Source organism: Burkholderia sp. B10 (genome assembly GCF_004368385.1).
GTDB classification, from domain to species: domain Bacteria; phylum Pseudomonadota; class Gammaproteobacteria; order Burkholderiales; family Burkholderiaceae; genus Burkholderia; species Burkholderia vietnamiensis.
Map to the genome: position 1 here is coordinate 1 of NZ_PQMX01000045.1, position 22,931 is coordinate 22,931.

Genomic DNA, 22,931 nt, shown 5'->3' on the forward strand with positions numbered 1-22,931 from the left:
TCGCTACGCTGCTCACGTACCAGACGCACTGCGCGCTCCCGGACTTCCGGGGAAAACTTGGTTGCCTTCTTGTTCATGGCTCGATTCTCTCAAGAATCCGAGCCTCCACAAAATTCGGTGCGGTTCAGCAGGCGATATGGGAACAATACGTCCATGACCGTGTAGCACGTATCGCGAGCCCCGACGCTTGGGGTGCCGTCAACGTTGCGCTCGACAGCGAAGCACTGAGCGTCAATCGACTGCAGTGCACGGCGCTCGGGCTGCGCCTGCCGGACGGTACGCTGATCGATAGTGAAACGGCCGACTGGCTTCCTGCGGCACGCAGTCTCGACGACGTGCCGACAACGGTCGACAGTGTGACCGTGCTTGCTGGTGTAGCACTGATGGACGCTCAGGGCGGCAACTGCGTCGAACCCGGCGAAAAGCCTGCGCGGCCGCGGCGCGTGACCCGCGAATACAAGCACGTTGCCGATCTGAACGGCGACGGACAGGAAGAAATCAGTGTCGAGCGCAACGTGGTAGCCCTTCTGTTCGACTTCGAGCAGGCCGGAGACTACGTCACCTGTCCGATCGCGCGGCTCGTGCGCACGCCACAAGGGCGGTTCGAACAGGACAAGAGCTTCGTCCCGCCGTGCCTGTTCCTGTCGGCGAGCGATCGCCTCGTGCATCGCGCGCAGCGCATCTCCGAAATCCTGTCTGCCAAGAGCGCCAGCCTTGCGGTGCGCCGCAAAGAGCGCTCGGATCAGATCGCCGATTTCGCCGTGTCCGACGTGGCGCTCTTCTGGCTGTTACATAGCGTGAATAGCACCTGGCCCGAACTCGCCCGTCTCGTACAGGCGCCGGACCAGCATCCGGAACGGCTCTACGCCGTGCTCGCCCGCTTGGCCGGTTCACTGCTGACGTTCTCTACGACCGAGTCGCTCCAGGCGATTCCGCTATACGATCACCACGCACCGGAGCCGATGTTTGCCGAGCTCGAATCGCTGATCAGAACACTGCTCGACGCCGTGATTCCGTCCCGAGTCGTGCCGATTGCACTCGAGCGCGTGCGCGCGACCACATGGCTCGGCCGAATCAACGATGAGCGGCTGACGGAAGGCGCTGAATACTATCTGTCGGTTCAGGCCGCCATGCCCGCACACGCCCTCATCGAGCACCTGCCGCGCCTCTGCAAGGTCGGCGCACCGGACGAAGTCGAGCAGATCGTCAATTCCGCGCTGCTCGGCATCGCACTGCGACCGATGTCGCGCCTGCCTGCCGCGATTCCCGTGCGGATAGAAAACCAGTACTTCGCGCTGGACAGCAACGATGCCGCGTTCAAACGGATGATCGACGCGCATGCCTGCCAGATCTACGTGCCGGCGTCGATTCCTGAAGCGTCGCTCGAGCTGTATGCGGTGCTGCCGTCATGAGTGCGGTGACGATGGCAGATTCGCCCCTGCTCCCGGTTGCGTTACGCGACACGGCACGCACGGTCACCGCACTGGCCGAAGAGCCGCTGTCGTTCGACACGCTTCGAGGCCAATGCAACACGCAGATCGACCAACTGCGCTCCGATCTGGGCTTGCGGGGCCTCCCGGATCACGTGATCAACGATGCGGTCTACGCGCTGTGCGCACTGCTCGACGAGGCCGCATTGAAGCACCTCACGGGAGAAGCTCGCGAAAGCTGGGAGAAGCGGCCGCTCCAGGAGGAACGTTTCTCGAGAAACGATGCCGGCGAGGAGTTGGTACGACGCATCGAGGATCGCTTGCTCGAGCCACGGTCGCCGCGGGTGCTGCTTGCGATATTCGCCGCGGTGCTGTCGCTTGGCTTCACCGGACGGTTTGCGATGGACGGGAGTACAGCGCGTGCGGCGCTTATTCGCACCCTCGACGAACGGCTTGGGCGCACGACTGCGGCGGAGGACAACCCCGCAGCGGCCGCTTCGATCGTGGTGAACAGCACCGACGCCCGCCCGCAGCGCATTTCTCCGCTGACTTGGGTGGTCGCCTCGTGCGTCGCCGTCGGCGTCGCCTGGTTCATGGTCGATCGATGGTTCATCGCGTCGATTGCTCAGATCGCGCAATAAAGGAACTCCACGATGTGGGTCGGACCTGGCTTATTCGAGCGGATTACCGGGCACTTCGCTGACGGCTCTGGCGTGGACGACTTCGCGTCAGAAGTGCAGGTTTTCCTGTCGGTGCGCGACAACATCGAGCGCATCCTGAATAGTCGGCGCGGGTCTCTCGCGCACCTTCCGGACTACGGCCTAGACGACCTGTCGGAGATCTATCGGCATCTGCCGTCCTCGGCGCACAAGCTGCGGCGCGCGATCGAGGCGACCCTGCTCGCTTACGAACCGCGTCTGAAGCGAATAGAAATCGAAATTCATCCGCCCGAGCCTGGTATGTTGATCAGCTTCACGATGGCCTGTCATTTGCATCAGGCAGGGCTCGTGCGCTTCGGCACGAACTTCATGCCGGACGGCAAAACCCGACTGCGCATGCTGCAGGCAGCGCTCGACCGATACTGAAATAGCGTCGAATACGCGTTACATGAGCGCGATCATGATCGGCGACCTTGCATCACGCTGCACGCCAACCGGTCCACGCTCGACGACGGCGTGCCGCTCGCGGCGTAGATGGATCCGGCGTCGTGTACCGGCCTTAGTCATAATCGGCAGCGCTTCGCGTATCCACTCGCCGCAGGATGCAAGCCGCCCACGAAAAACGCGCGGCATCCACCACAGGTGCCCATCCGGCGAGACGATCAGAACCGGCGTCGCAAACCGAGTGACGCAATGAGCTGGTTCGCGCCGGACGCCCGTGAAAAATTGGCGATCTGCGCGCCACGGATACCTGTTCCGGCCAGTTGGTTGGCCCGTTGATAGACCGCCTCGGCGTAGATGTCCGTCGTCGGCGAAAGGAAGTAGGTGTTGACGATGCCGACCTGATGCCACTTCGGATAACGAACGCCCGCCGGCGTCGCGAAGCGGCCCGCAGTAAACGTATAACCGGCCGAAACGTCCCAGTTCTGCAGCACGCTATAGCGCACGTTCACCTCGACGTTCTGAAACCGCACGTCGTCGCCCGGCAGGCTGACTGCGGTATCCACGACGTCGTTGATCGACGTGGCATGATCGAGACGCGTCTCGCTGAGCACGAGGCCGGCCGCACCGTTGCCGAAATGGAGCAGCCCGCCCGCAGCCCAGGTGCGCTGGCGCGCCGCGTTGAACGGTGCGCCGGCCGGTGCCGCGCCGTTCACGTTGGCGCTGGAGAGATTCGATGCGTTGTTGAACTGCACATAGCCCGCGCCGAGATCGAGATTGCCGTATTGATACGACGCGCCGAGGCTATACGCGCGGTTGTTGTCGAAACCGCCAGCCTGGTTCGAAAATCCATACAGCATACCCAGCTTGAGGCCACCCAGCAGCGGGCTCACGTACTTGACCGAGTTGTTGATGCGCGTCCAGTTGTCGAGGTTGTCGTTGTCGAAGACGTGCGCGAACGCCGTGCCGCCATATCGCGTCCCTCCCAGGGAAAACGGTTCGACGAACTGCACGACCTCGTCGAACTGGCGCCCCGCAATCAGCGAGCCGAGCTGTTGCGATTGCAACGCAACCCAGGACTGGAAGCCGAACAACCGGCCCTGCTGCGAAGCCGTGCCCGTCATCGGCGCAAAGCCGTTCGCCAGCATGAACGCCGCATTCAGATCTCCACCGAGGTCTTCCCTGCCCGACAGGATCCAGCGGCTACCGTTGATGTCACCACTCTTTGCCTGCCACGCGCTCTGATGCCCGTGGGTATTGCCGCTATCGCTCACGTACGCAATGCCCGCGTCGATGATCCCCGACAGCTGGACGGCGCTCTGCGCCTGCGTCGCGGAACTTGTCGTCGCCAACAACGCGCCCGCGAATGCAATGGTATGGCTCGTTCTGAAAAGTGCTGCTTGTGTCATCTTCCGCTGCCTGCCTTCCGGTCACCGTCAATTCGGGTTACGAATTAGTAAATACGAATTCATGCTTGAACGATTCTGTCACTGGCCACGCAGCACGGCTGCCGCAAGCAAGATTGCCAGTCGGCAAATATTCGCGACGACGCACGTTTCGATATAGTGCAAAAGCTGGAAGAGTCCTTTGTCGCGTGCATCAAACGCATCGGTGTCCATACGGTGCAAGCCACAGCTCTCGATCCGCTTTTTATCTATATGGATTTCCAGATTTCTCGTTTGACAGCGTCATCGATTCAGGGCGGCAGATTCGCCGGGAGCGTGCGTCACGTCGCATTGCACGGTGCGCTGTGAGAGAAACCGCCGGGCCTGCGCATCGTGGCGGGATTCGTTGGACCGCGCCGATCACCGTCGGCACGCATGGATCGACGCGGCACATACCGGCACCGCTGCGTGGGCCGGCTAATCGCGGCGGCCACGGCCGACGAGCAGTGCCGCCGTGCGGCTCACGGAAACGCAGCTGATCGTCGGCACGACCCGTCGGTCTTGTCGCTCGTCAGCGTACCGTCAGATGCTCGCCGCCGCGAGAATGGGCTGCAATGGCGGCCGATGTGATCGACCGCCACGCATCGGACCGTTCCGCTCATTCGCCACGCTAGCGACACCGGTAGAATCGGTTCGCGCGAGCGGTGGATTCGCAATCGGAACAGCGCGTCACGATCCATGCCGCGCAACGCGCCGATCTTTGCTCCGTCGCTAACCGTTCGTCAGCGTCCGCCGGATGCCGATTGCCGGAACGATGCGCCATGCGCGGTATCCGGCAGCCTGTCGCGGCCACTGAGCCGCGAGCGGAAGGTACCAGCCGGCGACGAGGTCCGATACAGGCCGCGCTTTTTCAACTCCGGCACGACCAGTTCGGCGAAATCGTCGAGCGTACCGGGGCTGATCAGCGGATTGAGCATGTAGCCGCTCGTGGTCGACTGTCGCGCATGTTCGGCGATCTGGTCGGCGACTTCGTCCGGTGAACCGACGAGGATCAGGTCGGTGCCGCGCGTAACGCTCGCAAACTTGCGTCGCACGTCGCCGGCGGTGAGCGGCTTGCCGCTTCCGTCTGCGCGCACCACGTAGGACGTGAGCCCTTCCGTCTGCGTCGTCAGCGGTTCGTCGTCGGCATAGCGGTCGATGTCGATGCCGGTGTCGCCCGCATAGCTGACGAGTTGCGCATGCTGGTGATAGTGCTGCTGCAGCGAATGGTATTTCTCTTTCGCCGCGCTCGACGAACGCGCGGTCACGATCCGCAGCACGGTCAGCGATTTCACATCGTCCGCAGCGCGGCCGCGTTCCGTCGCGAGCCGCCGAATCTCGTCGAGGCCCGCACGGATCTCGCGCGGATTCGACTTCGCGACGAACACCACCTCCGCGTGCTTCGCGGCGAATTCCCGTCCGCGCCCCGACCAGCCGGCCTGAATCAGCACGGGCGAGCGCTGCGGCGACGGCGCACAGACGTGCGGCCCGTGCACGCGATAGTGCACGCCTTCGTGCGCGATCGGCCGCACACGGTCGCCGCGTGCATAGCGCGGCGCGTGCTTGTCGGCGACGACCGCGTCGTCGGCCCAACTCCCTTCCCACAGCTTGTACACGACGTCGAGAAACTCCTCGGCGCGCGCGTAGCGTTCGTCGTGGCCGATCATCCGGTCGAGCCCGAAGTTGCGCGCCGCACTGGTCAGGTACGACGTCACGATATTCCAGCCGATCCGGCCGTTGCTGAGATGGTCGAGTGTGCTGAAGCGGCGCGCGAGCGCGAACGGGTGCTCATAGGTCGTGCTCGCTGTCACGCCGAACGCGAGCCGCTCAGTCTGCGCGACCAGCGCCGGAATGAGCATCATCGGATCGTTCGCCGGCGCCTCGACCGCCCATCGCAGTGCCGCGTCGGCCGATCCGCCATAAACGTCGTACAGGCCAAGCACGTCCGCGAAGAACAGCATGTCGAGATCCGCCTGCTCGGCCGTGCGCGCGAGGTCCGACCAGTAGGCTAGCGTATTGGCGCGCAGCCGCTCGTCGGCCGGATGGGTCCACAGGCTCGGCGCGCCACCGCAGCCGACACTGGCTTGCTCATACAGGGAAAACAACAAGGGGCGAGGATCGGACATCGTGTAGTTCGCTATCAAGACAGGAATCAATTGGGCGCCGCCCACGCGCCGGATGACGGGCGGCGGCGCTGGACCGGCATTCCGGGTTCGGGCGCACGCGCCAGATGGCGATTGACGCGCTTCTCGAGACGAGCAGCGGGAAAAGTGAGCAGCCCGACCAGCACGACATAGACGATCGCCGCGCCGGCCAGCGGTTCGTACACGCGCAGCGTCTCGAAGCGCAGCGTATTGGCCGTCCCCATCACGTCGAACACGGTGACGGTCGACGCAAGAACGGTCGATTTCAGCAGCAGGATCGCCTCGCCGGTGAGCGCCGGTAGCGCGAGTCGCCAAGCACGTGGGCCGACGATCCGGCGCAGCACCTGCAGGCGCGTCATCCCGTATGCGTGACCGGCCTCGATCTCGCCGGCCGGCACGCCGGCAATCGCGCCGCGCAGGATCGTCGCCACATACGCGCTCTCGTTCACGCTCAACGCGACGATCGCGTACCAGAACGCGTCGCGCAGCAGCGGCGACGCCCAACTGTCGCGCATCCATTCGCGCGGCACGATCTGGCCGAATCCGTAATACAACAGGTAGAGCTGGACGAGCAGCGGCGTGCCGCGAATCAGCATGAGCCAGCCGCGTGCAGACCAGCGCAGCGGCGTATGGCGGGCGCCGGCCGCAAGCGCGAGCGGTACCCCGAGCAGCACGCTGGCCGAGCCGGACACGAGCGTCAGCGCGAGCGTCGTCGGCACTGCGGCGAGCAGCTTCGGCATCACCGTATCGAGCAGGAACGGCAGCGAGAAAATCATGCGGTTGCGCGCCTCGTCCCACGATTCGCATGCCGCTCGAGCGCTGCGAAGACGCCAGTCGACGCGATGCTGAGCAGCAGGAACAGCGCGGCCGTGACCAGATAGAAGAATACGTAGTGTCGCGTCGCGCCGGCCGCGAGCTGGCTCGCCTTCAGGAGATCCGTGAACGAGCCGAGCACACTGATGAACGACGCATCCTTGGTCGCGTTCAGCCACACGTTGCCGACGCCCGGCAATGCGAGCCGCGCAGCAGCCGGAAGGCGGATGCGCGTCAGTGTCTGCCACGGCGTCATCCCGTACGCGTGCGCGGCCTCGACCTGACCGACCGGGACGTTGACGAGGGCCGCACGGAAAATGTCGGTCAGATACGCACCCTGAATGAATCCAAGCGATAAAGCGGCGACGACGAACGGATCGAATGCGAAGCCGTCGGACACGATCCCGCTGTCGCGGAGCGCACGCTCGACGGCCGGCGCCACCACATAGAATGCGAGCAGCAGGCACAACAGCTCGGGCAGCGCGCGCACGAGCGTCGTGTAGAGCCGCGCGAGCCATGCCAGCGATGCGTGCCGCGACAGTTTGCCGAGCGCGCCGGCAACGCCGAGCAGCGCGCCGGTGCAGAACGACGCTGCCGCGACGGCGGCCGTCAACGCGAATGCACTGGCGAACATGCGGCCATAACCGCCGTCGCCGAATGCGAGCAGTGCAAGCAGTGAATCGTCAGCGGCCATCGGCGTCAGCGGCCCTTCTCGATCGAGCCCTTCAGGTTCGGATAGCGGGCTGTGATCGCATCCCACGTGCCGTCCTGCTGCAGTTGCGCGATCGCGGTCGACAGCTTGTCGCGTAGTGCATCGCCGCGACGCAGGCCCGCGCCGATGCCGAGGCCCAGCACCGGATTGTCCGCGCATGTGGCCTTGATCTCGAAGTCCTTGCCGTCGCGCGACGCGAGGAACGCCGTAAACAGTCCCTTGCCTTCCTGCACGTAGTCGACGCGGCCGGACACCAGATCCGCGAGCGCGTTGTCGAACTTGTCGAACGCCTTGATCTGCGCGTCCTGCTTGAAGCGGGCATCGAGGAACGCCGAGAAGTTCGTACCGGCCTCGACGCCGATCACACGCCCCTTGAAAGTCGCGGGTACCGCGCAGTCGACGCGACGCCGGTCGCTTTTCGCGCCGACGAACACCGTCGGCGATTCGTAATATGCACGACTGAAATCGATCGCCTTCTGCCGCTCGCCAGTGATCGTCATCGATGACCAGATCACGTCGATCTTGCGGTTCTGCAATGCGGGAATCAGACCGTCCCACGCAATGTCGGTCAGCTCGCACCGAACGTTCAGTTTGCCGCAGGCGGCATCGAGCAGGTCGATCTCCCAGCCTTTCCACTTGCCGGCAGCGTCCTTCGAAAAGAACGGCGGATACGACTCGGCATCGATGCCGACGCGCAGCGTCGGCTGGGCTGCATGGGAAACCGGCACGAGGCCGAGCACGAACAACGCGGCCGCGGCACGGCGGACCGGAGAGAGCATCGAACGATTCATGTGGCGAATTTCTAGAAAAACGTCGGAACAACCGGCGCCGCAGCCGGCACGAGGCGAGACTGTAATGCGTGCCGACGCGTGTACCAAATGGTTATTTTTTCGATGAATATCTGTTCGGACGATATGTGGCGAGTCGAGCATCGCGCGGGGGCTACGAGCAAGCCGTTCGGCGCTGCGCCGACACCGTCGGCAGTTGCCGTTGAACGTCGGCAGAAAGCCCGCTCGACCGGCACCCAGCGCAACTGTCAGGATCTTCACGTTGCCCACGACCGCGCCGTCCGACACCGCCTCGCCAATAGCAGCCGTGTTCGATCACCGCCGGCCCCGTCCCGCCGTTCATCGTCGCGTTGCAACGTCAGCAACTCATTTGACGAGCGAATACAGCAGGGTCCCTGAAAACAGCACCAGTACCATCGATGAAAAGCGAAGCACGGCAGTGACATGGTGTGAGCCGGACGCCAGCATGCGCGTTGCGCGCCCCAGGCTGGCCCATCCGGTCCCAACCGGTATGAGCACGAGCAGAAACACGCCGAATGCCTGGGCCGCGCTGCTCGAATCGTGAAACGTCTGCCATGGAAACGCCGTGCTTGCGAGCAGAAAGGCTTTCGGATTCAGCAAGGTGGCGACGAGCAGGTTCCGCCACGTCACCGCTTTCGGACGTTGATCTTCCTCCAGCCTGCCTCGCGTCCACATCTTGGCGGCCAACAGCAGCAGGTACGACGAACAGGCGAGCTTGATCACGCTCAGGACGTGAGGATGCTGCGCCGCGAACGCCAGCAGCGAAACGCCCCAGACGGAAATGGCGATGACGTACCCGGCCGCTTCCGCAAGCACGAGCGGCAGCGTGCGCGCCAGGCCCACGCTGATTCCCGACGAAAACAACAGCGTGTTGGTCGGCCCCGGAACGATCAATACCAGGATCGTGTAGAAGCACATCGTCATCAATTGATGGGAGTTCAACGTAGCCTCGCCCGCGATAGTGACCGGTCTTTCAGCGTCGCTCGCCCTGCAGCGAAGCCAGATACGGCGACGCATCGGCTTGCTCGCTGAACTCGAAATTCGTCGCCTCCAGTGCACCGTACAGGCGGGCCGAATCCGCCTCGCCGCAGCGAATGCCGATCAGTACGCGCCCGTAGTCGAACCCTTCGTTACGATAGTGAAACAGGCTGATGTCCCACGCATCGTCGAGCTTGCGCAGAAACTCCAGCAAGGCGCCGCGGCGCTCGGGGAACATCACCTGAAAGAGCTTCTCGTCGTCGATGCGGAACGCCTCCGCGCCGACGAGCTGATGACCATGCGTGCGCCAAAGCGTACTCCCGCCGAGATCGGTGGCCCGGTATCCGGCCGCCGCCAGATCCTGTACGATCTTGCGCGCGCCCTCGGCTCCCGGCGTCCGCACGCCGACGAAAACCTGCGCGTCGCCGCCCGTTGCGCGGCGATAGTCGAACGCGGTCACGACACAATCGCCGAGTTGCTCGATGAGCGCGCGAAAGCTCCCGGGACGCTCGGCGATCGAAACAGCGAAGCGCGCCTCTCGGTTTTCGCCGAGCGTCGAACGCTCGGCGATGTAGCGCAGCTGATCGAAATTCATGTTGGCCCCGGATGCAATCGCGACCAGCGTCCCGCCCTTCTGCTCGCGTCGTTGCCACGCCTTCAATCCGGCGAGCGCCAGAGCGCCCGACGGCTCGAGAATCGAGCGCGTATCGACGAAGACGTCCTTGATCGCTGCGCAAACCTCGTCGTTGTCGACGCGCACGACGCCGTCGAGATACTGCCTGCACAGCTCGAAGCTGTGGGCGCCGACCTGACGCACCGCCACGCCGTCGCAGAATCGGCCAACGTGCGCGAGCCGCACCGGCGCGCCGCCCTCGAGCGCCTGATACATGCTGTCGGCGTCGCTCGGCTCCACACCGAAAATCCTGATCTGCGGCTTCACGCGCTTGACGTACGCGCAAATGCCGGCGGCCAGCCCTCCTCCGCCGACCGGCACGAAAATCGCATCGAGTTGGGTCGTCTGCTGGAGAATTTCCATCCCGACGGTCCCCTGGCCGGCAATCACGTGAGGATGATCGAACGGCGGCACGAAGGTGCTGCCACGCTCGCGCGCATCGGCCAGCGCGGCATCGCAGGCATCGTCGAAATTGTCGCCGTACAGCACGACCTCGGCGCCATAGCGGGCGACGGCCTGGACCTTGATGTCGGGTGTGGTGTGCGGCATGAACACGCGCGCGCGGCACCCGAGCGTGTGTGCCGCGAGCGCCACGCCCTGCGCATGATTGCCGGCGGAGGCCGTCACCACCCCGCGGGCGAGCGCCTCCGCGGACAGCCGCGCCATCAGCGTATAGGCGCCCCGGACCTTGAAGCTGAAGCTCGGCTGCATGTCTTCCCGCTTGAGCAAGACGCGACTGCCCAGGCGTTCGGACAGCCGCGACAGGGATTCGAGCGGGGTCTTGACGGCCACGTCGTAGACGGGAGCGTTCAGGATACTGGTCAGATAATTGAAGTCTTCGTGCATGGTGTGATCGGACGTGAACTGAATCGCGGCCGCCTCAATGTGCGTCGCGCTCGGCCACCGCCGCCGACCACGGGGACGAGACGAACGCGCCCCCGGTCAGCTGGCGGGTTTGGCCATCGCGCAGGACGACGTTGGGGCAACCGAACAGATTGGGTGCGACGAGATTGGCGGCCCGCCTGACTTCGTGAGCCGCTCCGATGGCCTGCGCAACCGATGCGTCGAAGCGATCGTCGATCGTGACCCACGGGTCGCCGCTCGCATCGAGACGCGGGAAGTGAATCGCGTCCTCGATCGACATGCCGCAATCGACCAGATACGCGACGAGTTGCATGACGGCCGGCATTATCCGTCGGCCGCCCGACGCACCGAGCGCCAGTACGTCTCCGGTCGCGCGCTTGACCACCGTCGGGCACATGTTCGACAGCGGCACGGCGCCCGGCATGATCGAGTTGGCCTTTCCCGGTCGCGGATCGAACCACATGACGGCGTTGTTCATGACGATCCCCGTTTGCGGCAACGTCACCTTGGAGCCGAACATCGACAACAGCGTCTGGGTCAGCGCGACCGCGTTGCCGTGTCGATCGACGACACTGATATGCGTCGTGCACGTCCCGCGTCGCGCATCGTCGCCCGGCGCCGCGCCGCCGATCCGCTCGGCATAGGTCTGCGTCAGCGCGTCGGCGATGCGCGAGAAGAATCGCGCGTCCGGACGTGCCGTCCCGTCGGCGTCCGCTTGCCGCGCGAACAGGGACAGCGCGCGCGTCAGCGCCGGTCCTGCCGTGAGCGCCGATGAGGTCAGGATGGATGCATCGCGGTAGCGCAGCGCTTCGATCGGCGTGATTTCGGCCCGATACGCGGCGAGATCGTCGAAGCTCAGACGCGACCCCACGGTTGCGAAATCGGCGGCGATTCGGTGAGCGAGCGCACCACGATAGAAATCGTCGCCGCCGCGCTCGGCAATCGCCTCCAGCGTGGCCGCCTGATCCTCCAGCACGATCGGCGACGCCGCGCCCGCCCAGTCCGACGCAGGCGCGTGTCCGTCCCGCAGATAGCATGCACTGCTTCCCGGATAACGTGCGAGCCCCGCGGCAACGGACGCGATCTTCAAGGTCAAGTACCAATCGATTTCGAGTCCTTCCCGCGCGCAACGAACCGCCGGCTCCACCAGCCGCCGCCACGGCAACGAGCCGCATTCGCGATGTGCCAGCGTCATGCCGGCGACCTGCCCCGGAACGCCGATCGAGAACGGACCTTCCAGATTGCGGTCGTCGACGACCGCGGGCCACCCGAACATGCCCCGCGCCGGTTCTCCGGTCAGGCGATAGTCGTCGGCTTCGAGCGCCAACGGCGCTCTCGCTGCGAAGTCGATGCTGAATGCAGTTCGGCCGGCCGGCGCAACGACCATATGCCCGACGCCGCCCAACCCGCTTTGCCACGGTTCGAGCACGCCGATCGCGAAACTCGCGGCTATCGCGGCATCGACCGCGTTGCCGCCGTCCTCCAGCACCGCCGCGCCGATGCTCGATGCCTTGTAGTGCTGGCTCACGACGATGCCGCCCGATGCGGAAATCGCGGCCTTGCGGATCTGCCAATTTTCTAGATGCGTCACTTCATCCCTCTGTCGTGATCGGGCGCACACGCTTGGCGTGCCGGCGCAACGGATTCGCCGTGACGAAGCGCCAGCGAATGCTGGACGATCGCAGCCAGGTGATCCAGTACGGCTTGCATTGCCGAATGGATAAAAAAATGTCCGCCGTCGAAACGACGTATCGAAAACTCCGTCGACGTGAAGGCGTGCCACGCCAGCGCATCCGCTTCCGATACCAGCCCGTCGTCCGCGCCGGTCAGCACGTGGACCGGTATGCGCAGATCGTGCGGCGTGCTGCGCCAGGTTTCCCGGCACTGCAGGTCGGCGCGAATCGTCGGCATGAAGGTATCGAGGAAATCCCTGCGCTCGCGCGCAATGGGCGGCAGCCCGTCGAGATGGATCAACGCTTCGATCAGCGCGTCGCGCGGCAGCAAATGCAGCACGTGCTCACGCCGAATCGGCAGGTGCGGCGCGGCACATGCCGACGCGACGAGGGCGATCGGAGGCCGCCCGAGCTCGACCAGCCGACGTGCCAGCTCAGCCGCCACGACGGCCCCCATGCTGTGGCCGAACAACGCGAACGGCGCAGGCGGACAGTCGCCGACCATGCGAACCAGCTCGTCGACCACGGCATCCATATGCGTCAGCGCCGGTTCGGCAAATCGGCTGCCGCGCCCGGGCAATTCGATCGCACAGACTTCGAGGCTCGCGGGCAGCGCGTGTCGCCAGCCGGCGAAGATCGAGGCACTGCCGCCCGCGTAGGGCAGACAGAAAATCCGGGCGTCCGCGTGCCCGTCGGTGGGAAAGGACACGATACCGCGGGGAAGCCGCGTGGTTTCGGGCATGACGGGCATATCCGCGCGCGCCTATTTCCAGAACAGCAACGGCACGCATGCGAGCAGCAGCAGCGCCATCGTGCGGTTATAGATCACGCGCGCACGATCGGTATGCAGCAGCTTCTGCATCCCGACGCCGAGCGCGGCCCACACCGACACGGCCGGAAAATTGATCGCCACCATCAATATGCAGATTCCGATTACCGATGAAATGAAGCCCTGACCGTCGACCGAGAACAGAATGATCAGGTTCGCGGCCATCAGCCAGGTTTTCGGATTGACGAACTGGAACGTCGCGGCCTGAACGAACGAAAAGGGCTTCGTTTGCGCGTCCTTGGCCGCGGGCCGCCCGGCGTTCGCGATCTTGAACGCGAGGTATGCCAGATAGAGCGCGCCAACCACGAACAACGCCAGTCTTGCCGCCGGATATTCGGTGAACACGACCCCGAGCCCGGTCGCACTCAGCGCGACCAGAACGGTTGCGCCCACCGTAATGCCCAGCAAATGCGGTAACGTGCGCACGAATCCGAAGTTCGCGCCGGACGCGGCAAGCATCACGTTGTTCGGGCCAGGCGTAATCGAGAGCGCGAGAATATACGCGGCGACGGCCAGCGGCTTGAATTGTTCGATTCCTGATGCAAGAGCAAACGACATGAGGTCCCCCTGACGGACATTTCAACGGCGTTACGAAGACAGCACGCGCTGCCGGCGAATCGAGATCAGCGTGCGGTCGATCTGACGAATTTCTCGATGGCGTCGAGTTCTGCGCGCAGCACGCGATAGCTGACCGTTTTGACGGGATTGCGCAGCATCGGCATGTCAATGACGCCCTCGCCGTGCGGCTCGATCCCGAGCTTGCTTTTGACGCGCTGCGCCGAAACGTTTTCGGCAGGCGTCTCGAAGCGGATGCTCTCCAGATCGAATCGATCGAAGAAGATGCGCATGGCTGCCAGATACGACACCGGTCCGATGCCGGCGCCGCGGTATCGGGCCTGCCAGATATGGGCGTGCATCACGGCACTGCGCCCCGGGTCGAGGTGCGTCAGCTCGTGGACGCCGATCGCCTCACCGATGTGACGGATCGTCAATATCGGCGCAGGCGCGACACCGCCGCATGCCCGCCGTACCAGAATCGTCAGCAACTCGCGCATGCGTCGCTCGCTCGGCAGCTTGTCGACGTCGACGTTCATCGACTCCATCAGCGCCGGCGGCGACCGATACCAGTAGTCGAGACAAGGGCCGATGTCTTGCTCGGCGAAATCGTCGACGCGGATATCCGGCAAATGAATCCTGTTCATGATCGCGCCACAATGAAATCGATGATCGATCGGTTCACGTCGGCCGGCTTTTCAAGGTGAAGGAAATGCCCGGCCCCGTCGACGATCTCGCGCGTGAGCGCCGCTGAAAAATATTCCGGCACGCCGTCACCCGAAAATGCTTCGAGACGCCCTTCGCGATCGTGAGTGCCGTGCATCAGGAGCGTCGGCACGGTGACCGGCCCGGCGGCGATGCGGGCCTGCTGTTCACGACGCTCCGGGTCGCGCAACGCGACATGGCGACAGCGGTATTGCGCGAGCGCCGCGTCTAGCACGCCTGGCTGGCGAAACGTGGTCTTGACCGCTTCGACGATGTCCCGCGGCACGTCCCAGTTGCGCGAAGCATCGCGCCACCACGCCTCGATGAACGCGAAATCGTCGTGGGCCAGCACCTGCTCGGCCGACGGCGACTGAAAGAAGAACGTGTGCCAGATGCCTTTCAGGTAGTCGTAGTGCAGCCGCTGCGCCGCGTCGGGACGGCTCCATCCGAGCGCCACCAGCTTCGTGACGCGCTCCGGAAACAGAATGGCCGCCGCAATGGACGCCTGTGCGCCCCAGTCGTGCCCGACCAGGATCGCCTGTTCGACACCCAGCGCGTCGATCAACGCGCGCAGGTCATGCGCCATGTAGCAGGTGTGGTACTGATCCGCCGGGGCGGTGCCGGACGGCGCGTAGCCGCGCAGGTACGGTGCGACGGCCGTGAAACCCGCGTGCGCCAGCTCGGCGAGCAAAGGCAGGAACGAGCGCGCATGGTCCGGAAAGCCGTGCGAGCAGATGACCAGCGGGCCGCTGCCTTGCCGCAGATAATGAATCTCGATGCCGTTCGCGTCGATCGCGCCGCGCGTTACGTCCATCGGGTTCGACAAGCAGGCTGCGTGACTCATGCGACGTTGCTCAGCCGTTGTTCGACGACCGCGGCGAAACCGTCGACCGTCGAATGATTCATGAAGTCCAGCAACGACACTTCGATACCGCACGCCTGCTCGACCTTCGTGACCAGCACCGCCGCGGCCAGCGACCCGCCGCCGAGCACGAAGAAGTCCGCATCGGCCGCGACGTGCTCGACGCCGAGCGCTTCGGAAAACAGGCGCTTCACGAGTGCCCTGGTTGTCTGCATGTTCACTCCATCACGTGAATCGGATCGCCACCGCCGTCGCCGCGCGCGCGGCGACGATCCGGATATCGCTGGTATCGAGCCGTCGGCCGTCAGCCGCGGTCGTCGAAAGCAAACGCCCGCCCTCGCGCATTGCTGAGCGCGCGCCGGTTGTGACCGTAATGGTCCTCACCCGAGACCAGCACGACGCCATACTTGTCGAGCGAAATGGCGCTGCCGTACTCCTCGACGACGTTCGTATCCGGATACACCTTCACGCCGGTCGGAACGTAGCGGCTCGCGTAGCCGAGCCGCGTCACGTCGGCCGTCGAATTCGGAAACGACGAATGCATCAGCGTGGACCAGAAGATCACGCACTCGCCGGCCTGCATCGTGATCGACACCGCCTGCGACTCATCCGGCTTCCACGACGGATCCTTCTGAAGGGAGCGGTAGTCGTAACCGAAAAAACCGCGCTTGATCCCGTCCTTCTCCTGGGTATTGATCTTCGAAGCGTCGTAGGCCATCTTCTTCGACTCGTCGTAGAACATTTCCTCGTGCGTGCCGGGAATGAAGCGCAGACAGCCGTTCTCCTCGGTCGCATCGGTGAACGCGGTCCAGGCGGTAATCGCCCCGCCGAAACGGCTTTCGCCGGGCCAGACTATCTGCGGCGCGCCCGATGCATGCGCGAACGTATCGGCCTGATGCCAGTCCGTCCCCTCGTCGCCCGGGTACTTCGGAAACATCTCCGATCGCCAGCACAACAGGTCCGGCCCGAGCATGCTCGCGACGCGATCGACGATCTCGCGCCGGCCGATGTGCTCGCTGAGCAGGTTCACGTCGAGGTGACGATCGTAATTGGCGATCGGGCTCGTCGGCGGCAGATCGTAGATAGCGTGTTCCCTGTCGAACAGCTCGGCGCGAATCGCCCTGTATCGCTCGCGCGCCTCGTCGGGCGAGTACACGCGAAACGGCCCGAAAAAGCCTTGTGCACGGAATCGGGCAAGTTCGTCTGGAGTCAGTGAAAACTGCGTCATGTCGATCCTCTCGGTTGAGTCGCTTTGCGCTATTTCTCTACGGCGGTTGCGGCAACGGCTGCCGCTCGATAAAGCCCGGTCCAGCCGGCCAGCGTCGGCGCTAGCATCAGCTTGGCCGTGGGTACGGTCACGCCCAGATCCTCCTCGATCTTGACTTGCAGCTCGACGATCGACAGCGAACTGGCGCCCAGGTCGAAAAAGTCGTCGTCGTCGCCGATCTCACGATCCTTCAACAACTCGGCCAGTCGTTTCCGAATGGGTTCCTTGAATTGCAGCGATTCGCTCATGTTCATCTCCGGTATTGCGGTTCTCCTGCGAACTCATCAGGCTCCGCCGGTTGACCTTGCCATTGACGGTCAACGGCAGCGCCACTTGCACTTCGATTACGTCGGGAATCATGTAGCTCGCCAGATGTCGCCCGAGGTGGCGCCGGACGGCCGCCCTGACCTCGGCGGGATCCCGCGACGACTGCACGAACGCGACGAGACGCTTTTCTCCCAGCTCGTCGCGTCCGACGTCGACGATCGCGTCCTCCACGTCGTCGGCCGTCGCGAGCACCTGCTGCACCTGTTCGACCGATACGCGATAGCCGCGTATCTTCACTTGCCTGTCGACGCGACCGATGAATTCGTAGGCGCCGTCGTGGCCTTCCCGCACGAGATCGCCCGTCCGGTAAACCTTGCGATCCCGGTCGTGCGGATCGTCGACGAACACGGCCCTCGTTTTCTCCGGATCGTTCAGATAACCGAGCGCGAGGCCGATACCGCCCGCATAGAGCTCGCCCACCTCGCCCGGGCGCACCGGCTGCCCGCTCGCGTCGAGCACGCACACCGTGGTACCGGTGACCGGCCTGCCGATGGGCACCGTCGCGACCGGCGGTGCAGCGGCCGTCATCACATGGCAGCAGGTAAATGTCGTGTTTTCCGTCGGTCCGTATCCGTTGATCACGGTCAGCGAGGGAAATGCGGCGAGCACGCGTGCGACCGCGTCGGCCTGGACCACGTCGCCGCCCGCGAGGAGCACGCGAAGTTCCGATAGCAGCGGCAGCCGATTGCGCACCACCAGATGGAAAAGCGCAGCCGTCAACCACATGACCGTCACGCGCTCGTCGCGCAACAGACGGCCCAGCGCGTTCAGATCGAGCACCGGCGATTCCTCGACCACCAGCGTCGCGCCGTTGAGCAGCGCCCCCCATATTTCGAACGTCGATGCGTCGAACGTGATCGGCGCCATCTGCAGCACACGATCGTGCGGACTCAGCGCGATGTAGTTCGTCTCGACGACCAGACGGTGAACCGCTTGATGCGGCACCAGTACGCCCTTCGGCTTGCCCGTGCTGCCGGAGGTAAACATCGCGTAGGCCGGCGAGATCGGCGCCTGCGCGGGTGCGCTCGTCTGCGCACCGTCGCTCCGGTCCGGCAAGACCCCGTCGCGCCCGATCTCGACAAGCGCGATGCCGGCGAGATCCAGATCGGACCGCACCTGCGCGACGGACTCGGGCAACGTCAGTGCGACGCGCGCACCGAGTTCGCGCAATTGCTCGTTCAGCACCGAGGCCGGGCCGGCCGGATCGACCGGAACGTAGTAGGCGCCGGCCTTCAGCACGGCAATCATCGCAATCACTGCGCCGGGCGAACGCGGCAACAGCAGCACGACCGGCGAACCCGCGGTAACGCCGGATAGGGCGAGGCGCGCCGCCAACCGATCGGACAGCGCGTCAAGTTGCGCGTAGGTGTACCGCGCACTTTCCGCGGCAAGCGCGGTGTGCTCGGCATGACGCCGGACCATCTGTCCGAATCGCTCGAGTATGCTCATCTCCAGTCCTGCCGGCTCGACATCAAACAGACACTCGCTTCGGGACCGACGAATCGTCCGTAGCGAACCAAGGCGCACGTCGTCATGCCGCTCCTCTACCGCCAAGGAACTCGACGATCGAATCGTTGACCGCGTTCCTGCCCCGCAGGATCTCGTAGTGATCGCCCGGCACCACGACGTGTTGCTCGGCATTGCGCAACAGCGCCGCAATGACCCGCGAGCTGGCGGCACTCACCTGTTCGTCGCGGTCGGTCGAGATCAGCCGCGTCGGGTGCGGTACGCCGCCGGCCAACGCCATGAAATCGGTGCCGCGATACGTCAGGTAATTCAACCCGTGGCGATGCAGACGTGCAGCCGACGAGAACGGCACGAGAACCTCCTCGTCGAATTCGGTCCTGGCCGGCGCGCGCACGCGGCTCGCCGTGAGCTTCTCGCACAAGGCGGCCGCATGATTCAGGCTTTGCGCCGCCAGCGGCAACAGGCTGTCGACTTCCCGTTGAAAATTCGATTGCGGGCAGACCGTGGGGCTCAGCATGTACTCTCCGCAAACCAGCGCGAGACGATCGATGCGATGTCCCTCGATGGTTGCGGCGACGAGCGCGATGCCGGCGCCCGAGCAAAACCCGACGACGTCCGTCTTGCGCACGTCAAATGCGTCCAGCACCGAGCACATGTCCCGAACATGCGCCTCCGGCGTCATTCCGCTCTCGTGCGGCGCGAGGGGCCGATCGCACAACGAGCGCCCTTGCCAGGTGAGCACATTGAATTCGCTCGCCAACAGCGCGAACAGCGTGCGCGCGGCATCGACGCGAAGCCCGAACGGAAGTATCAACGTCAGGAACGGCCTCGTTTCAAGCCAGTCGCCATGCAGTACGCGCAGCTGCTTTCCATCGGACGCGGTAATGAACGATTCGTACATAGACAGGGTTTTCGTCGAGACTGGATGCATCTTGCGATGGACGAGCGGGCGTGATGGACGTCGACCGGACTAGTGCAGTAGTTTCCAGCCCGCCTCGTGATACACGAGGAACGTGCCGATCGTTCGGCGCAGCGACGAGCAGCGCTCGACCGCATGCAGATTGCGGCTATTGAAGACACACAGCTGACCGCTGCGTGGCCGCACCGTCAGCGCATCGACCCCGTCGAGCACGCCCAGCGTCTTGTGCTGCGCATACTCTTCGGCCCACTGGTCGAGCTGGCGACGCGATTCCGGGCGGATGTTCCACAGAACGAAGCCCGCTTCGTTCTCGGCCTTCTGTATCGTGATGAAGGCGCCCAGCTGCTCGAGATTGAGCCGGAACGGCCACCGTTCGACGTCGCGCCCGAAGTCGATGCAGTCGCAGTGCGGCGCGAAGCTGAACGGATCGCCTTCGAAAGGCGGATATTCGCGCTTCGTCGCCAGCATGAATTGACTCCAGTTGCCGAACTGGAGCGTTTCCGCGCCCAGCTCCTTCATGAACAACTGAATGAAGCGCGTGTCGCGCATCGGGATATTCGCGACGCCGGCATGGCCGAAGTACTCGGCGATATTGCTCACCAACGATTCGGGATGGGAACGCTGAAGCTGACCGAGCGTTATCCCGGTTGCGTTCAGCGCGCGGTGGTACTGATGGTTGCGCAAATCGGGGAAGCCGCGATCGTTCCACCATGCATCGATTTCGTCGGGGCCGACCACATCCAGCAATGCCACGGCAACTTCCCGATCCCGCACGCACTCGGCGGCCTCGCGCAGCGTCATGCGCCTGTCGACGCCTTGTCCGTCGAATGTCATAAACCGGCCAGCGAATACCGTTTCCATTTCACGTTTCCAGAATGGTTGAGTGATTTCCGCGTGCCCGCGAACCGACGCGTCCTGACTCGAAAGTCAAAACCCGTCGACGCGTCGACGCCGCAAACGAAGCTTCGATTGAATTGAATCGGATAACTACGCATCGACACGGCGGTCCGATCCATGTTCGATCGTGCGATGTCGACTTCGACGAAACTCGGGCAATGACGGATGCCGTGCGCACCGCCTCGTTGCAACGAGAGTGGGCACGCCGTCTTCCGTGGTGGAAACACTCTATCCCGCACCGGCCGCGTACGTAAAGAGTGGTCGACTCGCTCGAGCTCGCCACGCCACCGGCATCGCCGCGCGATCTCAGCGTCCCTGACGCTGCACCGCTCACCCGGCCTCAAACCCATACCCAGCAAGGATCCGAAGCGCTTCGTCGGCGCTTTTGGCGAGACGGAATCCGCTCCGGCCGCACGCGTTTTTCAATCGATCCGGCTCGCGCCGCCACGCGCGGCTGAGCAACATTTCGATACTAGTGCGCAATTTTCATAAAGAAGCGGACGAGCGGCCGTCGCTATGCTCTGGGCTCGACATCACGATTTGCCTTCATTCCGAGAGGAGAAAATGGCCGTTCTGTCAGAGCAAGACGATGCGCTACGAAACGACGCGTTCCTGTCGCTTTTCCCCAGAGGCGAATGTCACGGAACGTTCGGCGAGCTGATGCAAGGCGTGTTGCCGGACAATCGACATTTCCTGGTCACGTTGCCGGTCAACCTGAAGAGCGTCGTCGAGTTCGAGATCACCGGCGCCGATCGCGTTGCCGTGGATGTCGGATTCAAGACCAAGGCATGTCGCGCGGTTCAGGACTATCTGCGCCTGCACGGGCTGCCACCGGGCGGCATGCTGCATTTCAAGTCGATGTTCGCGGTCGGCAAGGGGCTGGCGAGTTCGTCCGCCGACATGGTCGCGGCGATCCGTGCGGCCGCATACGCGTACGGCCGAACACCGGCGCCCGAGACCATCGAGTCGATCCTGCGCGCCATCGAACCGACGGACGGCGTGATGTACGACGGCGTCGTGTCGTTCTATCACCGCGAGGTAAAGCTCGACGAGCGACTCGGCAAGACCCCCGCGCTCGTGATCGTCAGCGCCGATCGCGGCGGCGAATGCGACACGATCGAGTTCAACCGGAAGAAACGCGATCCGTCCGCGGAAGTGCGCGACGAATATCGCGGCATGCTGATGCGGATGAAAGCGGCGGTTCGCGCCCAGGACCTGCGCGAGCTCGGCGAGATCGCGACGCGCAGCTGCCAGTTGTCGCAGGCATTCAATCCTCATCCGCACATCGACGTCCTGCGCAAGCTGCGCGCCGAGACCGACGCGCTCGGCCTCGTCGCGACCCATTCCGGCACGTGCGTCGGGCTGCTCTACGACGCGAACGCTCCCGAAACGGCGACCGCGGCCGCCTATGCCCAAGCGCGCCTGCAGGTCCGTCGAATCGAATCCATTCAATACACAACGGTATAGGAATCGTACATGCTTCAATACGAATCGTCGCTGGATGCGATGCGGGACGCCGTGCTGTTTCCGATCGGGCAAGCCTTGCACATGGTGTCGTTCAAAGCGATGAAGATCGTGCCGGCCCATTACATCATCAGCAAGGCGCGCGATCGCGGCGACCTGCAGCCGGGCAAGACCGTGGTGGAAACGTCGAGCGGCAACTTTGCGCTCGGGATGGCCATCGTATGCAACCGCCTGAACCATCCGTTCGTGGCGATCGGCGATCCCGCGATCGATCCGGCGTTCAAACGCCAGCTCGAAATGCTGGGCGGCCGGGTTGAAATCGTCACGGACAAGAAGGGCAGCCAGGGATACCAAAAGGCACGACTTGACCGGCTGCAAGAGATTCTCGCCGCCGAGCAAGGTGCCTTCTGGTGCCGCCAGTACGACAACGAGAACAACGGGCTCGCTTATGCAAACATCGCGCGCGAGCTGCTCGAAATCATCGGCCCTCGCCTGATTCTCGTCGCACCGGTCGGTTCCGGCGGATCGAGCTGCGGGATCGCAGCCGCGCTGCGCGCCGGCGGGGCGGATTGCACGCTCGTCGGCGTAGACACATTCAACAGCGTCCTGTTCGGCCAGATCGACGGCCCGCGCAAGTTGCGCGGGCTCGGCAATACCATCATGCCCGGCAACCTGAAGCACACGCTGTTCGACGACGTGCATTGGGTCAGCTCCGAACTCGCCGATCATTTCACGCGCAAACTCTACAAGGCCACCGGCCATTTTCGCGGGCCGACCACCGGCGCCGCATTCGCCGTCGTCCGCTTCGTGCGCAACCGATATCCGGATGCACCCATCGTATTCCTCAGCCCGGACGATGGCTCCCGCTATGTCGACACGACCTTCGCCAGCAACGACGACAGCCCGGCCTACGATCAGCTGCGACCCGTGGAGATCGGGCACCCCACCGCGTACGACGCGAATACGGAATGGGCGTGGATGAAATGGGATCGCTCCGACATTCACCGGTTTCAATGAAT

General features: G+C 64.1%; 24 protein-coding genes. 6 read left to right on the forward strand and 18 right to left on the reverse strand.

Annotation, left to right across the window (positions count from 1 at the left end):
- Positions 1–83 precede the first annotated feature (83 nt).
- Genes tssK through tssE form a run of 3 tightly spaced genes read left to right on the forward strand, consistent with a single transcriptional unit; the run spans position 84 to position 2,515 of the window.
- Complete coding sequence (gene tssK, locus C3Y15_RS21140) at positions 84–1,412, forward strand: type VI secretion system baseplate subunit TssK (RefSeq protein ID WP_185499737.1); 1,329 nt, start codon at positions 84–86, stop codon at positions 1,410–1,412.
- The gene (locus tag C3Y15_RS21145) at positions 1,409–2,071 is read left to right on the forward strand and encodes a DotU family type IV/VI secretion system protein (RefSeq protein ID WP_069246465.1); all 663 of its coding nucleotides are present in this window, start codon (positions 1,409–1,411) and stop codon (positions 2,069–2,071) included. The genes tssK and C3Y15_RS21145 overlap by 4 nt, the downstream gene beginning before the upstream one ends.
- A gap of 12 nt (positions 2,072–2,083) precedes the next feature.
- Entirely contained in the window at positions 2,084–2,515 is a 432-nt protein-coding gene (gene tssE, locus C3Y15_RS21150; protein ID WP_011882424.1) for a type VI secretion system baseplate subunit TssE, read from the forward strand.
- Positions 2,516–2,751: 236 nt separating this feature from the next.
- Here the strand turns inward: tssE and C3Y15_RS21155 are convergent, their stop codons facing one another.
- Positions 2,752–3,939, reverse strand: coding sequence for a porin (locus C3Y15_RS21155; protein WP_069240301.1), 1,188 nt, complete (start codon positions 3,937–3,939; stop codon positions 2,752–2,754).
- A 156-nt stretch (positions 3,940–4,095) separates the two neighbouring features.
- On the opposite strand from C3Y15_RS21155, the gene C3Y15_RS21160 reads away from it, so the two are divergent.
- Positions 4,096–4,284 carry a hypothetical protein gene (locus tag C3Y15_RS21160; RefSeq protein ID WP_124259745.1) on the forward strand — a complete coding sequence of 63 codons (189 nt, stop codon included), beginning with the start codon at positions 4,096–4,098 and terminating at the stop codon, positions 4,282–4,284.
- A 413-nt stretch (positions 4,285–4,697) separates the two neighbouring features.
- Here the strand turns inward: C3Y15_RS21160 and C3Y15_RS21165 are convergent, their stop codons facing one another.
- The 17 genes from C3Y15_RS21165 to C3Y15_RS21250 all read right to left on the reverse strand — a co-directional run bounded on the left by C3Y15_RS21165 (position 4,698) and on the right by C3Y15_RS21250 (position 20,412).
- On the reverse strand, positions 4,698–6,080 hold the full coding sequence (locus C3Y15_RS21165) for an LLM class flavin-dependent oxidoreductase (protein ID WP_041494185.1): 1,383 nt from the start codon (positions 6,078–6,080) through the stop codon (positions 4,698–4,700).
- A gap of 26 nt (positions 6,081–6,106) precedes the next feature.
- Positions 6,107–6,874 (reverse strand): ABC transporter permease subunit, encoded by a 768-nt coding sequence (locus C3Y15_RS21170; protein ID WP_014725212.1) that lies wholly within the window; start codon positions 6,872–6,874, stop codon positions 6,107–6,109.
- Positions 6,871–7,605 (reverse strand): ABC transporter permease subunit, encoded by a 735-nt coding sequence (locus C3Y15_RS21175; protein WP_014725213.1) that lies wholly within the window; start codon positions 7,603–7,605, stop codon positions 6,871–6,873. Before C3Y15_RS21175 ends, C3Y15_RS21170 begins: the two co-directional genes overlap by 4 nt.
- 5 nt (positions 7,606–7,610) lie before the next feature.
- Positions 7,611–8,414, reverse strand: coding sequence for a transporter substrate-binding domain-containing protein (locus tag C3Y15_RS21180; RefSeq protein ID WP_041494186.1), 804 nt, complete (start codon positions 8,412–8,414; stop codon positions 7,611–7,613).
- Positions 8,415–8,777: 363 nt separating this feature from the next.
- Positions 8,778–9,356 (reverse strand): LysE family translocator, encoded by a 579-nt coding sequence (locus C3Y15_RS21190; protein WP_011882426.1) that lies wholly within the window; start codon positions 9,354–9,356, stop codon positions 8,778–8,780.
- Between the two features lie 49 nt (positions 9,357–9,405).
- The gene (gene ilvA / locus C3Y15_RS21195) at positions 9,406–10,929 is read right to left on the reverse strand and encodes a threonine ammonia-lyase, biosynthetic (protein ID WP_069240304.1); all 1,524 of its coding nucleotides are present in this window, start codon (positions 10,927–10,929) and stop codon (positions 9,406–9,408) included.
- Positions 10,930–10,963: 34 nt separating this feature from the next.
- Positions 10,964–12,568, reverse strand: a complete 1,605-nt coding sequence (locus C3Y15_RS21200) for a gamma-glutamyltransferase (protein ID WP_226111919.1) — start codon at positions 12,566–12,568, stop codon at positions 10,964–10,966.
- On the reverse strand, positions 12,535–13,362 hold the full coding sequence (locus tag C3Y15_RS21205) for an alpha/beta fold hydrolase (protein ID WP_224056423.1): 828 nt from the start codon (positions 13,360–13,362) through the stop codon (positions 12,535–12,537). Before C3Y15_RS21205 ends, C3Y15_RS21200 begins: the two co-directional genes overlap by 34 nt.
- Positions 13,363–13,383: 21 nt before the next feature.
- Complete coding sequence (locus C3Y15_RS21210; protein ID WP_011882430.1) at positions 13,384–14,007, reverse strand: LysE family translocator; 624 nt, start codon at positions 14,005–14,007, stop codon at positions 13,384–13,386.
- A gap of 65 nt (positions 14,008–14,072) precedes the next feature.
- Positions 14,073–14,543, reverse strand: coding sequence for a GNAT family protein (locus C3Y15_RS21215; RefSeq protein ID WP_224056424.1), 471 nt, complete (start codon positions 14,541–14,543; stop codon positions 14,073–14,075).
- A 104-nt stretch (positions 14,544–14,647) separates the two neighbouring features.
- The gene (locus tag C3Y15_RS21220; RefSeq protein ID WP_011882432.1) at positions 14,648–15,553 is read right to left on the reverse strand and encodes an alpha/beta hydrolase; all 906 of its coding nucleotides are present in this window, start codon (positions 15,551–15,553) and stop codon (positions 14,648–14,650) included.
- Positions 15,550–15,786, reverse strand: a complete 237-nt coding sequence (locus C3Y15_RS21225) for a phosphopantetheine-binding protein (RefSeq protein ID WP_011882433.1) — start codon at positions 15,784–15,786, stop codon at positions 15,550–15,552. Before C3Y15_RS21225 ends, C3Y15_RS21220 begins: the two co-directional genes overlap by 4 nt.
- A gap of 89 nt (positions 15,787–15,875) precedes the next feature.
- Positions 15,876–16,799 (reverse strand): chlorinating enzyme, encoded by a 924-nt coding sequence (locus C3Y15_RS21230; protein ID WP_014725222.1) that lies wholly within the window; start codon positions 16,797–16,799, stop codon positions 15,876–15,878.
- Positions 16,800–16,828: 29 nt separating this feature from the next.
- Positions 16,829–17,086 carry an acyl carrier protein gene (locus tag C3Y15_RS21235; RefSeq protein ID WP_034195170.1) on the reverse strand — a complete coding sequence of 86 codons (258 nt, stop codon included), beginning with the start codon at positions 17,084–17,086 and terminating at the stop codon, positions 16,829–16,831.
- The gene (locus tag C3Y15_RS21240) at positions 17,019–18,614 is read right to left on the reverse strand and encodes an amino acid adenylation domain-containing protein (protein ID WP_069240306.1); all 1,596 of its coding nucleotides are present in this window, start codon (positions 18,612–18,614) and stop codon (positions 17,019–17,021) included. The genes C3Y15_RS21235 and C3Y15_RS21240 overlap by 68 nt, the downstream gene beginning before the upstream one ends.
- 82 nt (positions 18,615–18,696) lie before the next feature.
- Positions 18,697–19,533 (reverse strand): alpha/beta hydrolase, encoded by an 837-nt coding sequence (locus tag C3Y15_RS21245; RefSeq protein ID WP_069240307.1) that lies wholly within the window; start codon positions 19,531–19,533, stop codon positions 18,697–18,699.
- A 69-nt stretch (positions 19,534–19,602) separates the two neighbouring features.
- Entirely contained in the window at positions 19,603–20,412 is an 810-nt protein-coding gene (locus C3Y15_RS21250) for a hypothetical protein (protein WP_011882438.1), read from the reverse strand.
- Positions 20,413–21,012: 600 nt separating this feature from the next.
- Here C3Y15_RS21250 and C3Y15_RS21255 point away from each other — a divergent pair.
- On the forward strand, positions 21,013–21,915 hold the full coding sequence (locus tag C3Y15_RS21255; protein WP_011882439.1) for a GHMP kinase: 903 nt from the start codon (positions 21,013–21,015) through the stop codon (positions 21,913–21,915).
- 9 nt (positions 21,916–21,924) lie between these two features.
- The gene (locus C3Y15_RS21260; protein ID WP_045577892.1) at positions 21,925–22,929 is read left to right on the forward strand and encodes a pyridoxal-phosphate dependent enzyme; all 1,005 of its coding nucleotides are present in this window, start codon (positions 21,925–21,927) and stop codon (positions 22,927–22,929) included.
- The last annotated feature ends 2 nt before the right edge of the window (positions 22,930–22,931 follow it).